Genomic DNA, 13,509 nt, shown 5'->3' on the forward strand with positions numbered 1-13,509 from the left:
GCGGGGGGGGGCCCCCCCCCCCCCCACCCGGCCCCCCCCCCCGCCCCGCACTTTTAACTAACCCCCCCCCCCCCCCCCCCCGGCCGCGGGGGGGGGGGGGGGGGTGCCCCCCCCCCCCCCCCCCCCCCCGCTCCGTCCGTCGGGAGTCCTCGACCGCCTGCCGGATCAACGGCACCGCCTGCTCCACGTCCGCCGAGGAGGCGATCCGCACCTCCAGGTCACCCGTTCCCAGGTGGCCGATGCCGTGATCATCCCGCGTGAAGCCCTCCTCCAGAAGCCTCCGTCGCAGACTCGTCGAGCCGCCACGAGCAGGGTCGGCCGGAGACCGGTCAGACCAGGCCGGCGCCCCAGGCGCGGTCGAGTTCGCCCGCTCGCAGGGGGCCGTCGGCGTCCTCCACGATGAACCCCTCGGGTTCCGCCACCACGTCGTAGTGGTGGCGGGAGAGCCGTTGCGCTATGCCGTCCGCCGCGCCGCCGCTCATCCGCATGTCGGCGCGTGTGTCGAAGGCCGCCGCAGGAGTGCCGGGCTCGGTTTTCGGGAGGTCGTGGAACCACGTGCGAAGACCGGGGCCCTCGGCCGTCGAAGCGGCCTCCCGGGCGGCGTCCTCGTGGCCCTCCTTCTTCGCCTCGGCCGTGGCGGCCATCCTGCGGCTGAGCCCGGAGGACATGCCGTGCATGTGCGTCGGGCCGCCGACCACCAGGAGATCGGCGGTCCGCGTCATGTCGGCGTCGGCCTCTGCCACCGGGATGCAGTCGACCGCCGCGTCCGGGGCGACTTCGTGGACGCCTGCGGCGATCGCCTCGGCGATCTCACGCGTGTTGCCGTACATGCTCTCGTACACGATCACTGTGTGCATCGCTCTCGCCTCTGCTTCCATCGTCCTCCGCCATGCCCTCTGGAGGTGTGGGTCGTTCGGCCCTGACCGTGCCGCCGACAGGACGGCGGCCGCCCGATGTGCGTCGGCGGTGGAGGACGAGGGCCACACCGGACGGCGGGTCCCGCGCGGCGCGGTGCCGGGCGCCGGCCGGCGGCCGCATCGACGAGGATGCCGGGGGCTCCGTTGCGGGCGGAGGCCCCGGCCGTCCGGGTTCTCCGTGAGACAGGCCCGGCACGGCCGAAGCGCGTCCGCGAGCCCGTTCTGCTCCGGCACCGCGGCGGGGCCGCAGCGGTGGTCGCCCCGGTCAGGAACGGGGTGGTGTGTCGTCGTTCGCAAGCGAGTCGCTCCGGCCGGCGCGGAGGAGCTGATTCCCGAGGTCCAGCAGGGCCCGTCCGGCGGCGTACTCGTCGCCGATCTCCGGCACCGGGTCGTCATCGGGATTGCGGTGAGCCGTGGTGCGGCTCTCCAGCGTGTTGTCGCCGGTGTCGAGGACGGCATGCACCTTCGTGACGTCCCCCTCCTCGAAGAGGTCCAGGCGGAGGTTCCACCGCTTGGTTCGTGCCGGCCGGGGTGCGGTGCTCTCGGTCATGTCCAGTTCCGTCCGTTCGGGGGCCGTCCGTCGGGCAGGTCCGATGGGGCGCGGCGCCCGACCGGGCGGGGGTGTCCGGTTCCTCCATCGTCCGACCGGGGCCCGGAACCGGCGAGCGGGCCGGTCGCCAGTTCCCGGGCGACGGATTCGGTCCAGTGGTCGACGTCGTCCCAGTCCCGGTGGTCGCCGAACCGCCCGCCCATCAGTCTGAAGACCAGGCGGCCGAGGGCCGGCCAGTGGTCGGGCTCCACTGCCCCGGCGAAGTCGTGGTGGTCCCGCGGGGTGACGGCGCTCCTGACGGCGGCCGGTCCTGCGGAACCCCTTCCGGCGTGCGGCGCGCGCAGCCGCGCGGCGACCCAGGGGCGGAAGGCGCTTCCCTGTTCGCCGACCAGGCTCACACTGAACGTCCAGAGGCGTAGGGCGCCCAGTGCCTGCGCGTTCCGTTCGACGAAGTCGACGGCGGGGGGAAGCCACTTCCCGTTGTGGACGGCGCTCCCGAGCACGGCCGCGTCGAAACCCTCCGGCCCGGCGTCCCGGTCCAGAGCCGCCAGGACGACCCGGTGGCCGTGGCCGCGCAGCCCGGTGGCGATTCGCTCGGCGATGCCGAGGGTGGAACCGTGCTGGCTGGCGTAGCCGACGAGAATCCGCATGCGTGTCTCCGCTCAACGGCCGAACGCCTCGTTCGGCGCTTCGCGAAGGCGGTCCCCGAGCCGCTGCCGGGCCTCTGCGCCGTATCGGCGAAGGCGTTCGGAGACGCCTGCGACCGGCGGCCGCGGGCGATCGATCCTGCGTGCTGCGGCTGGGAGCTCGGCCACGTCACGTTCGAACGCGGCCCGGGCCCGGGCGAGAGCGGGGCGCGGGCCTGTCCGTTCCCCTTCCGACATCACCGTCTCCAACAACGGTGCCGAACCGGGCGGCGCCGGTTCGTCCCGCAGCGCGATCGTGTCCGCGCACCCGGGCCCGCGGAACACCTGTTTCGCGCCCGGGGCGGTGGTCTTCCCAGCGGACAGCTTCATCATCGGCTGCCCGGCGTACGCGACCAGCTTGTAGGCCGCGTCCAGACAGGGCGCGTCCGCGGACACTCCGACGATCGTGCCGACGGCGAACACGTCGATCGGCGCTCCGGCGCGGACCAGGCGGTCGATGCCGTACTCGTCCAGACCGCCGCTCGCTGTGACGCCCACCAGCGGCAGCCCGGCAGTGTCGAGGATCCGCCTCGTCTCGACGGCCAGGGCTCCGAGGTCCCCGCTGTCCAGTCGTACCGAGCAGTTCTCCTGGAGCCCGAGCTCCCGCAGGACCCGGGCCGCGGCCCTGACCCCGTTCCCGGTGTCGAACGTGTCGACCAGGAAGGTCGCCGGCCCCGGGTTCGTGCGGGCGAAGGCGCGGAAGGCCGTCTTCTCGTCGCCGAAGGCCTCGATGTAGGAGTGCGCCATCGTTCCGACCGCCCGCAGGCCGTAGGTGCGGGCCGCCGCCACGTTGCTCGTCCCCGCGAACCCCACCAGGGCGCCGAGCCTCGCCGCCTGCTCGGCGGCTTGCACGCCGTGGGCACGGCGCAGGGAGAAGTCCACCACCGGGCGGCCGCCGGCGGCGAGCACGCAGCGCGCCGCCTTCGAGGCCACCGTGGTCTGGTGGCAGACCTGGTTGAGCAGGTACGACTCCACCAGTTGTGCCTCGGGCAGTGACGCGGTCACCTCCAGCAGAGGTTCGTCGGGCAGGACGACACGGCCTTCCGGCACGGCCCGTACCTCGCCGTTGAAGCCCAGCCCCAGCAGTGGTTCCAGGTCCGCCCGGGGTCGGCCGAGCGCGGCGGCGAACACGGCCACGTCCTCTTCGTCGACGCGGAGCCCGGCGAGGTAGTCGAGCGCCGGCTCCAGACCGGCCGCGACGAGGAATCCACGTCCGGGGGGCAGGTGCCGGACGAACAGGCTGAAGGTCGCGGGCTGCGTCATCCCCTCGACGAGGTAGGAGTGGGCCATCGTCACCTCGTACAGATCGGTGATCCGAGCTGTCGACACGGCTCAGGGCTCCGGCCGGAGCCGCGTCCCGACGGCGCTGTGCTCCCCGCCCCGGGGACCGAAGCGATGGACGCGGGCGTCGGGGCCGGGAAAGTACTCGGTGGTCCTGCCGGTGTCCGACCAGCGCACGTCATAGGGCGGAGTTCCGTCCGGGTGGTGCAGTCCCACGATCTCGCCGTCACGTCGTGCCACCCCCGGACGGGTGCCCTCGATGATGATCCGGTCTCCCACTGACGCCTTCATTTCGTGCTCCCTACGACCTGCCCCCCACGACGTGTGTTCGCCGAGCCCGCCCGGTACCCGGCCGCGCGGGTGAGGGCCACTGCCGGCCCCGTATCCGTGTCCTACTCCCATGGCACCACGTTCCGCGTGGACGGGTAGGGCCGGTCGGCCCCGGAACGCTGCCCGTGAAGCCCCCTGCCCACGGCCGCCGCAGGTCGGGACGGTGGACCTTCCGGCCCTCGGCCGGGCGGCGGGGTCCGGAAAGACTGGTCGCACGGTCCGGCCGGACCGATCGAGGTGACGAGGAGGCGGGCCATGTCGGCGTCATCCACCACCACTGCGCGCCCGGCCGCGCGAACCACCCTGAGGCGCCATCTCCGTCGCGCCGTGGGGCGGGATCCGAATCCCCTGTGCCGTCGCGTGGACAGGGAGTTCAGCCGCCTGGCCGTCGTGCTGGCGCTGGCGCTCGTCGGTGCGTCGGCGGTGGCTGCCACGATCGCGATCCTGGTGTTCCAGCGGGAGAGCCGGACGGCGCAGCAGGTGGAACAGCACCGGCACGGTGTCACGGCCACGACCGTCGGCCCGGCACTGGACGACGGCGCCGGGACCGGGGGCGCCCGGGCACACGCCCCGGCGACCTGGAGCCACCCGCTGACGGGCCCGGGCAGCGGCCCGATCGCGGTGCCGGTCGGCACCGGCCCCGGAACGGCCGTGCCGATCCTGGTGGACGACCACGGCCGACCCGTCGCTCCGGCGAAGAGCCCGCAGGCGATCACCGCCGACGCCGTGGGCGTCGGCCTCGGCTCCGTGACCGGTATCTCCGTGGTGGCGGTCGGCGGGTATGTGCTCCGCCGTCGTGTGCTGGAGGTCCGTGCGGAGCTGCGCTGGGAGTCGGAGTGGGAGCGGGTCGAGCCGCTCTGGTCGGGGCGCCGGTGAGGCAGGCCGCCCTGCGTCGCCGCGGCGGTCCGGGGTGACGGGTACGCCTTCCCGGCGGAGGGTGGTGCGAGCAGCGAGCGCGATGCGCAGCGGGGAGCCGGCGGCCGCGACCTCCAGCCAGAGCGACCCGTCCTGCCCCGAACCCTGGCCGGCGGGCACCAGGTGGCGTGCGGTCAGGCCGCGGTAACGGGCGACCCCGGTGTTGGTCACGGTGCCGTCCAAGGCGGAGCGGACCTCCAGCGGGCGGGACCAGTTCTCCGGGGTGAGCGTGGTCTCCAGGGCGAGCAGGTGCGGCTGCGCCTGGCTGGTGAGGCGCCGCTGCACCAGCTGTGTCCGGAGCCCCTCGGTGTCGCCGACGAGGGCGTGCCGGGTCAGCAGTCCACGCCGCAGGTCCAGCTCCAGGGTCTGCGCGGCGGGCGGGCCGGTGAACCAGGAGCCGCCGGCCGGACGGAAGGTCAGGGGCAGCCAGTTCGGGGTGTTGATCAGGTCCTCGTTGGTGACCACCCGGCCCGCGACCGTCGAGGACGCGCTGTCGTAGCAGCCGGCCAGGTAGGTGCCCGGGTAGTGGACTCCGTCGGCCGTCGACTCGGGTGCGGCCCCGCGGCTGACGACGTAGCCGTTGCCGATCGCGCAGAGCACCTCCCGCAGGCCCACCTGGTCGGGGGAGAAGCCCTCGTAGCGCAGGGTCCAGGGGTCGGGCATCACCGTGTCGGCTGCCGGGAGGGCGGGGACGGCGTCCGGTTCCACGTGGGGGCCTCCGTCCTGTCGGATTCCCTCCAGTCTGCGCAGAGCGCCGCCGGGCCGCTCACCGGCCGCCGTCCGGGACTGCCTCCTCCGGTTCCTCCGGCGTGTGGACGGCCCGGCCGGTGACGGACGTCGGATTGAGCCGTACCCACACGTCGCGCGGCCCGCCCGCCCACGGGTCCGGGCCGCCGCGCCGGACGAGGTGTTCGATGGCCTCCGGCTCGTCGAACGCGGTGGCCCGGCCCACGGCCAGGACGCTCCAGCCGGTGCGCGACGCGTCGTCAATCCGGTCGACCTCGAAGGCGATCCGTGCGCCCAGGACGGTGGCGAGGACACTTCTCGCGGAGGTGCGGAACAGCAGGCTGCCGTCGAGTACGCGGTAGTTGACCGGCAGCACGACCGGTCCCTCGGCCGTGGTGAGCGCGACCCGCCCGACGCCGCCCGGTGCGAGCCTGCCCCAGCATTCCGGGACCGACAGGTCGGTCAGGACCGGGCGTGCGGCGGCAGCGGCCCGACCGGGTGGCACGTCGAGTCCGCCGCCGAGCAACTCCGAGGAGGTCGTTTCGAGCGCGTGGGCCAGTCTCAGCAGGGACCCGGCCTCGACGGCGACCGGCGACGACTCCAGGTACTCCAGGTACTCCTCCGCCATACCGGCTCTTGCGGCCGCCTCCGCGCGGCTGAGGCCGAGTTGCCGACGGCGCAGGGCGATCCGGCGCCCGGTGTCGCCGGGGCCGGCCGGGGCGTCCTCGGCCTCGTGGGATCGGAACGGACGGGCCCTACTCGGCTCCCCGCCCGTGACTGCCATGAACACGGTTTGCCCCTTTCATCACCCGGACCGTCCTGGCACGGCCATCGACGCCGGACGGCTGGCCGGTCTTCCTCCAGGATGCGCGCCCGGGCCGTCGGGCGGAGAGGGCCGCTGGGCCCCACCGGGCGCCGGGTCGGCCCCGGGCGATCCGGGCCGGATGGCGGGCCGGTCGGCCCTTTCCCGGCGGGAACGGCCGTGCGGAAGCTGGAGGAGTCCTGACCGCCGGGGCCGAGGCCGCAGAGGAGACACGCCATGCCCGCCCTCCCGTACCCGCTGCCGAGCGCCGAGGCACTGATCGCCGACGGCACGACGGTCGAGATCCGCCCGATCGGGTCGTCCGACCGGGCGGCCGTGCTCGACCTGCACGCCAACCGGATGTCGGCCGAGAGCCGACGGCTGCGCTTCTTCGGCGCCAGTCGGCGGGCCCCGGAGCTGGCCGCGGAACGGCTGTGCGGCCAGGACCGACCGGGGCTGCTCGGGCTCGGCGCCTGGTCGGGGGACGAACTGGTCGGCGAGGCCGACTGCGAGGTCCTCGATGACCCGGCCACCGCCGAGTTGGCGCTGGCGGTGGCCGACGAGTGGCAGCACAGGGGAGTCGCGACCCTGCTGCTGGAGCACCTGGTCCACGCTGCGCGCGCCCTGGGCGTCCGCGTCTTCGAGGCCGACACGCTCGCCGGCAACAGGGCCGTCCACCGGGTCTTCGCGGATCTCGGGCTGCCGGTTCACCGTCGTCTCGAACAGGGGGAGATCCGGGTGCGGGTACCGCTGGACGAGAACGACGAGCACTACCGGGAAGCGGTGGACGAGCGCGGCCGCCACGCGGACGTCGCCAGCCTCGGCCCGCTGCTGCGACCGGCCGCGGTCGCCGTCGTGGGCGCCTCGCGCCGACCGGGGTCGGTCGGGCAGACCGTGCTGCGGAAGATCCGCCAGGGCGGCTTCGCCGGGCCTGTGTGGGCGGTCAACCCGTCCGCCGGGGAGGTCGCGGGGGAGCCCGCGTTCCCGTCGGTGAGCTCCCTTCCGGCCGTTCCGGACCTCGCGGTGCTGGCCCTGCCGGCGGCTGCGGTGGCCGGTGTCGCCGAGGAGTGCGGCCGGGCCGGCGTCCGGGCGCTGGTGGTGCTCACCTCCGGCCTCGGGCCGGACGATGCCGGACGGCTGATGCGTGCCTGCCGCCGGTACAGCATGCGGATGGTCGGCCCCAACAGCCTGGGCATCGCGCAGACCGACCCCGCCGTGCGGTTGGACGCGGAGTTCGGCGGCGCGTTCCCCCTGCCCGGCACCGCCGGTGTGGCCGTCCAGTCCGGCGGTGTCGGCATCGCGCTGCTGAAGCGGCTGGCCTGGCTCGGCATCGGCGTCTCCGGGTTCGTCTCGCTCGGTGACAAGTACGACGTCAGCGGCAACGACCTGCTCCAGTGGTGGGAGGAGGACGGCCGCACCGACCTGGCGCTGCTGCACCTGGAGTCCTTCGGCAGCCCGAGGGCCTTCGCGCGTACGGCCCGCCGCGTCACCCGGAAGCTGCCCGTCCTCACCGTCGACGCCGGACGCTCGCCGGCCGGCCGCCGCGGCGCGGCCTCGCACACGGCGGCGGCCGCCACCCCGACCGTCACGAGGGAGGCGCTGTTCCGGCAGGCCGGGATCACCGCGGCCCGCAGCATCGACGAACTCGTCGGGACGGCGGCGCTGCTGCACGCCCAACCGCTCCCCGCGCCACGCGGAGCCGTGGCGGTGGTCTCCAACGCCGGCGGTGTCGGCATCCTGGCCGCCGACGCCTGCACCGACGCGGGCCTCGTGCTGCCCGAACTCGCACCGGGCCTCGTGGAGTCCCTTCCGGACGGAGCCTCGGCGCGCAACCCGGTCGACACGACGGCGGCCGTGGGGCCCGCCGAGATGGCACGTTGCCTGAAGGCGTTGGAACGGGACAGGGCCGTCGACGCGCTGCTGGTCTGCCTCGTGCCCACCGCGCTCGCCACGACCGGTGACCGCGACCCCGTGCGGGCCCTCCTCGACGGCCCGGCCCGGCACGGGGTCCCGGTTGTCGCGGTGCTGCTAGACCAGCAGGTACCCGTTCGCTACCTGACGTGCGCCGACGGCGGCCTGCTGCCCGCGTACTCCGACACGGTGGCCGCCGCCCGGGCGCTGGCGCACGCCCGCGACCGGGCCCGTTGGCTGGCCGAGCCGTTCGCCGCCGAGGCCGACGTGCCCGGCTGCGACCCGGATGCCGCCAGGTCCATGGTCGGGGCCTACCTCGCGGCCCACCCGGACGGCGGTTGGCTCGACCCCGTGGCCACGGCCGACCTCCTGGACTGCTACGGCCTGCCGCTGATCACCTCGGTGTGGGCACCGGACGAGGGCACCGCCGCGGCCGCCGCCGAAGGCCTGCGCGGGCTCGGGCACAGGGGGGAGGTCGCATTGAAGGCCTATTGGCCCGGCCAGGTCCACAAGAGTGCCGCCGGCGCCGTGCGCACCGGGCTCGCCACGGACACCGACGCCAGGACCGCCTTCCGTCGGTTCGGCGAGCAGTTCGGCGGTCGGTTGAGCGGTGCGGTGGTGCAGCCGATGGCCGCGCCGGGTGTCGAGCTTCTCGTCGGCGTCGTCCAGGACCGCGTCTTCGGCCCGCTCGTCGTGCTCGGCATGGGCGGCACCGCCGCCGACGTCCTCGCCGACCGGGCCGCCCGCCTCGCGCCGCTCACCGAGCACGACCTCACCACCATGGTCACCGAACTCCGTGGCGCGCCCCTGCTGTCGGGCCGCCCGGGCGAGCCCCCGGTCGACCTGGCGGCGGTCCGTGACGTCCTCGCCAGGGTCTCCCGGCTCGCCGCCGACCTTCCCCAGCTCGTCGAGGCGGACCTCAACCCCCTGATCGCCCGGCCCGACGGCGCCGTCTGCGTCGACGCCCGCGTCAGACTGGAACCCCGCCCGTCGTTCGACCCCTACCTACGACGACTGCGCCGACCGGCCGCCGCACAGGAGGGGTGAGGCGGAGAGCTGGTCACCGAGGACCCGCGCACCGTCGGGCCGGTCGCGCCGGGCCCTCGGGCTGGTCCCGCCCTCTCGTGCGGTGCGGCCGTGCAGCACGCAGAATCGTTGCGTGATGACGCCAACCCCTGGGGAGACGGCGATGAACGCGACCGAGCCCGCCCGGCCCGTCGAGTCCGCGGCGCCCGTGCGGGTGTTCCTGCTGGACGACCACGAGGTGGTCCGGCGAGGGGTGAGCGACCTGCTCGGGGCTGAGCCCGACATGGAGGTCGTGGGTGAGGCCGGAACCTGTGCGCAGGCCCTGGCCCGCGTCCCGGCACTGCGGCCGGACGTCGCGGTCCTGGACGTGCGGCTGCCGGACGGCGACGGCGTCACCGTCTGCCGGGACCTGCGCGACCTCGTGCCGGGGCTCGTCTGCCTGATGCTGACCTCGTTCGACGACGACGACGCGCTGCTCGACGCGATCATGGCGGGCGCGGCCGGGTACGTGCTGAAGCAGGTCAAGGGCGCCGACCTGGTCGGTGCGGTGCGGACGGTCGCCTCCGGGCAGTCCATGCTCGACCCGGCTACCACCCGCAAGCTGATGGAGAGCCTCCGCCACCACGACGAGAGCCCGACCGAGGCCGCGCTCGCCCGGCTGAGCCCGCGCGAGCGGGAGATCCTCGTCCTGGTCGGCGAGGGAAGGACCAATCGGGAGATCGGCCAAGAGCTCTACCTCGCCGAGAAGACGGTCAAGAACCACGTCTCGCGCGTGCTGGCCAAGCTGGGGGTGGAGCGACGGCTCCAGGCCGCCGTGCTCGCGGCCCACGCGGACCCCGAGCACCGGCCCGACCGGCCCCACTGAGCGGACGCGGCCGCACCGGGCCCGCCCGGCCCACCGGGCCGGACCGCTCGGCCCATGCACGGGCCGGGGCCCCGGAAGCACGGTGGAGGTGAGGCGCAGCCCCACCCGCCCGGCCGAGGAGCCCATGATGACGTACTGGAACGATCACGGCATGAACGGCTGGGGCTTCGGCCTGACGGCCTTCTTCTATGCTGCTGCTGTGGGGACTGGTCGTCCTGGCGATTGTCCTCCTCGTCCGTCACCTGGTGCAGACGCCGCGGAATCCGCAGGGCACGAACCCCTCCCCGCCACCCGAACGCATCCCGCCCGAGCCGATGCGGGACTTCTCCTCCCTCCGCCCCGCCGAGCACCGACCGCCCGCCACCTTCGAGCACGAGCCGCGCACCGCGGTGCTCACCACCGAGCGCGACCAGCCCGCGGACTGGCTGTGCACCGGACTCGCCCTGCAACACGTCCTGCTGGCCGCCACCGTCCACGGCGTACGGGCCCCTCAGCGAACACGACATCGACCGCCTCCTCGCCTTGGCCTACAACACCGACTGGGGTCACGACTGGGCGAGGCGGGCCCGGCAGGCCCGCGACGGCTTCACCAGCGAGTTCCTCACCTTCACCGACCCCTTTCACGACCGGACCGAACACGCCAAGACCCTCGGTGAACGCTTCGACACCGTCGAAGTCCTCCACCGCGACGACAAGGACGAATACCGCCGCCTCGCCGTCGGCAAGAACGCCGACCCCCTCCTCGCCGCCGGCTTGCTCATCCCCCTGCGCTACGGCCAGTTGAAGCTATACAACGCCACCTTCGACCGCGCCCTCGGCATCCACCTCATCGACGGCCAGTACGACCCCGTCCTCGGCCTTCGCCCACCCGCCGAGCCGGAGACCATCCTGTGAAACCCATCCCCACCAACCCCGTCGACGACGACCACGGCCTCGGCGGAGTCCACATCAAGTACCTGCGCCACTGCCCACGCCAACTCTGGCTCTACATGCGCGGCTACCGGCCCGAAGCCGGCAGCGACCTCGTCGCCTTCGGCGAGGTCGTCAACGAGACCACCTTCGCCCGCCGCCGCGACGTCGACCTCGGCGAAGCCCGCATCGACTGGGTCACCACCGGCGCCGTCGTCCACGAAACCAAGTCCTCCCGCACGCCCTCACCCGCCCACGACGCCCAGGTCCGCCACTACTGCCTCCTCCTGGAGCGCCGAGGCGTCAACGTCCGCGGCGGCATCGTCCACTACCCCCTCATCCGCCGCACCACCGACGTCCCCTGGAACGACCAAGCGCGAGACGAAGCCGAGACCGCCGAGGACGAAGCCCGCGCCGTCATCGCCCTGGCCGCACCCCCCGACCGTCACACCCGTGCCGCCTGCCGCGGCTGCTCCTACCTCGACTACTGCTGGGGAACCTGATGCCCGCCGCCGGCCGCACCTACTGGCTCACCGAACCCTGCCGCATCCGCCGCGAAGACAACAGCATCCGCATCGAACGCCCCGACGGCAGCCCCGTCCGCATCCCCATCACCGACATCCGCGACCTCGTCACCTTCGACCACGTCGACCTCAACACCGCTGCGATGTCCCTCCTCAGCCGCCACGGCGTCACCGTCCACGTCCTCGACCACTACGGCAACCACGCCGGACACTTCGCACCCGCCGAAGCCATGTCCTCCGCCACAGTGGTCCGCCGGCAGGTCGAGATCACCGCCGACCCCCACCAACGCCTTCCCATCGCCCGCGCACTCCTCCTCGCCACCGCCGAGAACCTGCGCTGGGCCCTCGACACCGACCTCCTCGACCCCGCCCTCGAAACCCTGCGCACCAACCTCCCCGACTGCCACGACACCGACACCCTCATGGGTCAGGAAGGCAACTTCCGCCGCACCGCCTGGGCCGTCCTCGACACCCGCCTGCCCACCTGGCTCCGCCTCAACGGACGCACCCGCCGACCCCCCACCAACGCCGGCAACGCCTTCATCAGCTACCTCAACGCCCTCGTCTACGCCCGCGTCCTCACCGCCCTGCGCGCCACCCCCCTCCACCCCGCCATCGGCTTCCTCCACGCCGACACCGACCGCCGCCGCAACACCCTCGCCCTCGACCTCGCCGAACCCTTCAAACCCCTCTTCGCCGAACGCCTCCTACGACGCGCAGCCAGCCAGAAACACCTCAAGCCCAGCGACTTCGAGACGGAGGTCGGCCGAGCCTCCCTCAGTACCGACGGCCGCAAGAAGATCGCTGCCCTCGTCCGCGACGAACTCGCGACTACCGTCTACCACCGCAACCTCAAACGGCAGGTCAGCTACGAGGAACTCATCCACCTCGAAGCCCTCAAACTCGTCCGCCTCTGCCTGGAGAACACCCCCTACAAGCCCTTCAGGCCCTGGTGGTGACCGCCCGTGTTCGTCATCCTCGTCTACGACACCGCCGCCGAACGCAACCCGAAAGTCCTCAAGACCTGCCGCAAATACCTCCACTGGACCCAACGCAGCGTCTTCCAAGGAGAACTCACCGCAGCCCAGTACCGCGCCCTCACCAGTACCCTCAACAACGTGATCGACCCCACCTACGACAGCATCGTCACCTACACCACCCGCTCCCCGGACATGATCGAAACCACCACCATCGGAGCCACCCTCGGCGGCCCGGGCGACATCCTCTGACCAGCACCAGTGCACCACCAGCCGAACGCCGCACCACAAAGATCCACCACCGCACCGCCACCCACTCCTACCAGGGGCTTTACCCTCGGGTAGTGATCAGCCCTGGAGGGCTTGCAACGCCGCACCACCTGAGGAGAGGACCGTGGACACCACGTAGTGATCAGCCCTGGAGGGCTTGCAACGGCAGCAGTCTGCAGGACATCCCCGGCCGGAGCGCGGTAGTGATCAGCCCTGGAGGGCTTGCAACGCGTGGATGTAGCCGAGGGTGCCGGCGGTCTGCGTGGTAGTGATCAGCCCTGGAGGGCTTGCAACCGGCGGGCTGGGCCGGGATGGCCTGGCATGCGGCCAGTAGTGATCAGCCCTGGAGGGCTTGCAACCGCGACCCTCGCCGGCACCGGGGCCGCCGTCCGCCGGTAGTGATCAGCCCTGGAGGGCTTGCAACATGGGGGCGATGTGGTGGGCGGCGGCCTGGTGGAGCGTCGTAATCAGCTCTGGAGGGCTTGCAACGTCAGGGTCCAGACAAGGGCGTCGAGCCGGTCCGGGGCCGTGATCAGCCCTGGAGGGTTTGCAACAGCTTGGCCTCCATGCGGATCTGGCCGTCTGCGACCGTCGTGATCAGTCCTGGAGGGCTAGCAACACCATCAGGCATGGGACCGGGGTGTTCCCGGCGAGGGTTGTGATCAGCCCTGGAGGGCTTGTAACTCCAGAGCAAGGGCGTCGGCGGGGTCACGGAGATAGGTCGTGATCAACCCCTTGAAGGCTGGTGCTCATGGCGACCTTTACCACGCGGTGACGGCGCGACCAAGGCGACTCTCCGTCGATATTCATGTTCCACGAG

The 13,509-nt window shown here is 73.0% G+C and carries 12 protein-coding genes and 3 pseudogenes; 7 read left to right on the plus strand and 8 right to left on the minus strand.

The features are described 5' to 3' along the window. Nucleotides 1–148: 148 nt before the first annotated feature. The 6 genes and pseudogenes from AC067J_RS41870 to AC067J_RS41895 all read right to left on the minus strand — a co-directional run. Nucleotides 149–274 (minus strand): annotated as a pseudogene (locus AC067J_RS41870) (DUF5655 domain-containing protein); the annotation flags it as partial. Between the two features lie 55 nt (nucleotides 275–329). Next, complete coding sequence (locus AC067J_RS41875; protein WP_478308084.1) at nucleotides 330–857, minus strand: flavodoxin family protein; 528 nt, start codon at nucleotides 855–857, stop codon at nucleotides 330–332. Nucleotides 858–1,182: 325 nt separating this feature from the next. Next, nucleotides 1,183–1,467, minus strand: coding sequence for a dsRBD fold-containing protein (locus AC067J_RS41880; protein WP_478308085.1), 285 nt, complete (start codon nucleotides 1,465–1,467; stop codon nucleotides 1,183–1,185). Further along, nucleotides 1,464–2,117 (minus strand): flavodoxin domain-containing protein, encoded by a 654-nt coding sequence (locus tag AC067J_RS41885; RefSeq protein WP_478308086.1) that lies wholly within the window; start codon nucleotides 2,115–2,117, stop codon nucleotides 1,464–1,466. Before AC067J_RS41885 ends, AC067J_RS41880 begins: the two co-directional genes overlap by 4 nt. Nucleotides 2,118–2,129: 12 nt before the next feature. Then, nucleotides 2,130–3,482: a nicotinate phosphoribosyltransferase gene (locus AC067J_RS41890; protein ID WP_478308087.1), complete on the minus strand. Its 1,353-nt coding sequence runs from the start codon at nucleotides 3,480–3,482 to the stop codon at nucleotides 2,130–2,132. Nucleotides 3,483–3,539: 57 nt separating this feature from the next. After that, nucleotides 3,540–3,725, minus strand: a pseudogene (locus AC067J_RS41895) (DUF1918 domain-containing protein); the annotation flags it as partial. Between the two features lie 294 nt (nucleotides 3,726–4,019). Between AC067J_RS41895 and AC067J_RS41900 the strand changes: the two are divergent. Next, nucleotides 4,020–4,640 carry an Rv1733c family protein gene (locus AC067J_RS41900; RefSeq protein ID WP_478308116.1) on the plus strand — a complete coding sequence of 207 codons (621 nt, stop codon included), beginning with the start codon at nucleotides 4,020–4,022 and terminating at the stop codon, nucleotides 4,638–4,640. A 42-nt stretch (nucleotides 4,641–4,682) separates the two neighbouring features. On the opposite strand, the pseudogene AC067J_RS41905 reads toward AC067J_RS41900, so the two are convergent. Both AC067J_RS41905 and AC067J_RS41910 read right to left on the minus strand, forming a co-directional pair. Next, a pseudogene (locus AC067J_RS41905) lies at nucleotides 4,683–5,342 on the minus strand (glycoside hydrolase family 65 protein); the annotation flags it as partial. A 103-nt stretch (nucleotides 5,343–5,445) separates the two neighbouring features. Further along, on the minus strand, nucleotides 5,446–6,189 hold the full coding sequence (locus AC067J_RS41910; protein ID WP_478308088.1) for a pyridoxamine 5'-phosphate oxidase family protein: 744 nt from the start codon (nucleotides 6,187–6,189) through the stop codon (nucleotides 5,446–5,448). A 255-nt stretch (nucleotides 6,190–6,444) separates the two neighbouring features. Here AC067J_RS41910 and AC067J_RS41915 point away from each other — a divergent pair, with 255 nt between their 5' ends. The 6 genes from AC067J_RS41915 (at nucleotide 6,445) to cas2 (ending at nucleotide 12,671) form a co-directional block, all read left to right on the plus strand. Beyond that, on the plus strand, nucleotides 6,445–9,165 hold the full coding sequence (locus tag AC067J_RS41915; protein ID WP_478308089.1) for a bifunctional acetate--CoA ligase family protein/GNAT family N-acetyltransferase: 2,721 nt from the start codon (nucleotides 6,445–6,447) through the stop codon (nucleotides 9,163–9,165). 142 nt (nucleotides 9,166–9,307) lie between these two features. Next, nucleotides 9,308–10,009, plus strand: coding sequence for a response regulator (locus AC067J_RS41920; RefSeq protein WP_478308090.1), 702 nt, complete (start codon nucleotides 9,308–9,310; stop codon nucleotides 10,007–10,009). A 522-nt stretch (nucleotides 10,010–10,531) separates the two neighbouring features. Continuing rightward, nucleotides 10,532–10,903: a hypothetical protein gene (locus AC067J_RS41925; protein WP_478308091.1), complete on the plus strand. Its 372-nt coding sequence runs from the start codon at nucleotides 10,532–10,534 to the stop codon at nucleotides 10,901–10,903. Beyond that, nucleotides 10,900–11,421 carry a CRISPR-associated protein Cas4 gene (locus AC067J_RS41930; protein ID WP_478308092.1) on the plus strand — a complete coding sequence of 174 codons (522 nt, stop codon included), beginning with the start codon at nucleotides 10,900–10,902 and terminating at the stop codon, nucleotides 11,419–11,421. The genes AC067J_RS41925 and AC067J_RS41930 overlap by 4 nt, the downstream gene beginning before the upstream one ends. Further along, nucleotides 11,421–12,401 carry a type I-B CRISPR-associated endonuclease Cas1b gene (cas1b, locus tag AC067J_RS41935; protein ID WP_478308093.1) on the plus strand — a complete coding sequence of 327 codons (981 nt, stop codon included), beginning with the start codon at nucleotides 11,421–11,423 and terminating at the stop codon, nucleotides 12,399–12,401. The genes AC067J_RS41930 and cas1b overlap by 1 nt, the downstream gene beginning before the upstream one ends. Nucleotides 12,402–12,407: 6 nt before the next feature. Beyond that, entirely contained in the window at nucleotides 12,408–12,671 is a 264-nt protein-coding gene (gene cas2, locus AC067J_RS41940; protein ID WP_478308094.1) for a CRISPR-associated endonuclease Cas2, read from the plus strand. Nucleotides 12,672–13,509 lie beyond the last annotated feature (838 nt).

This window comes from Kitasatospora sp. NPDC042419 (genome assembly GCF_056437345.1).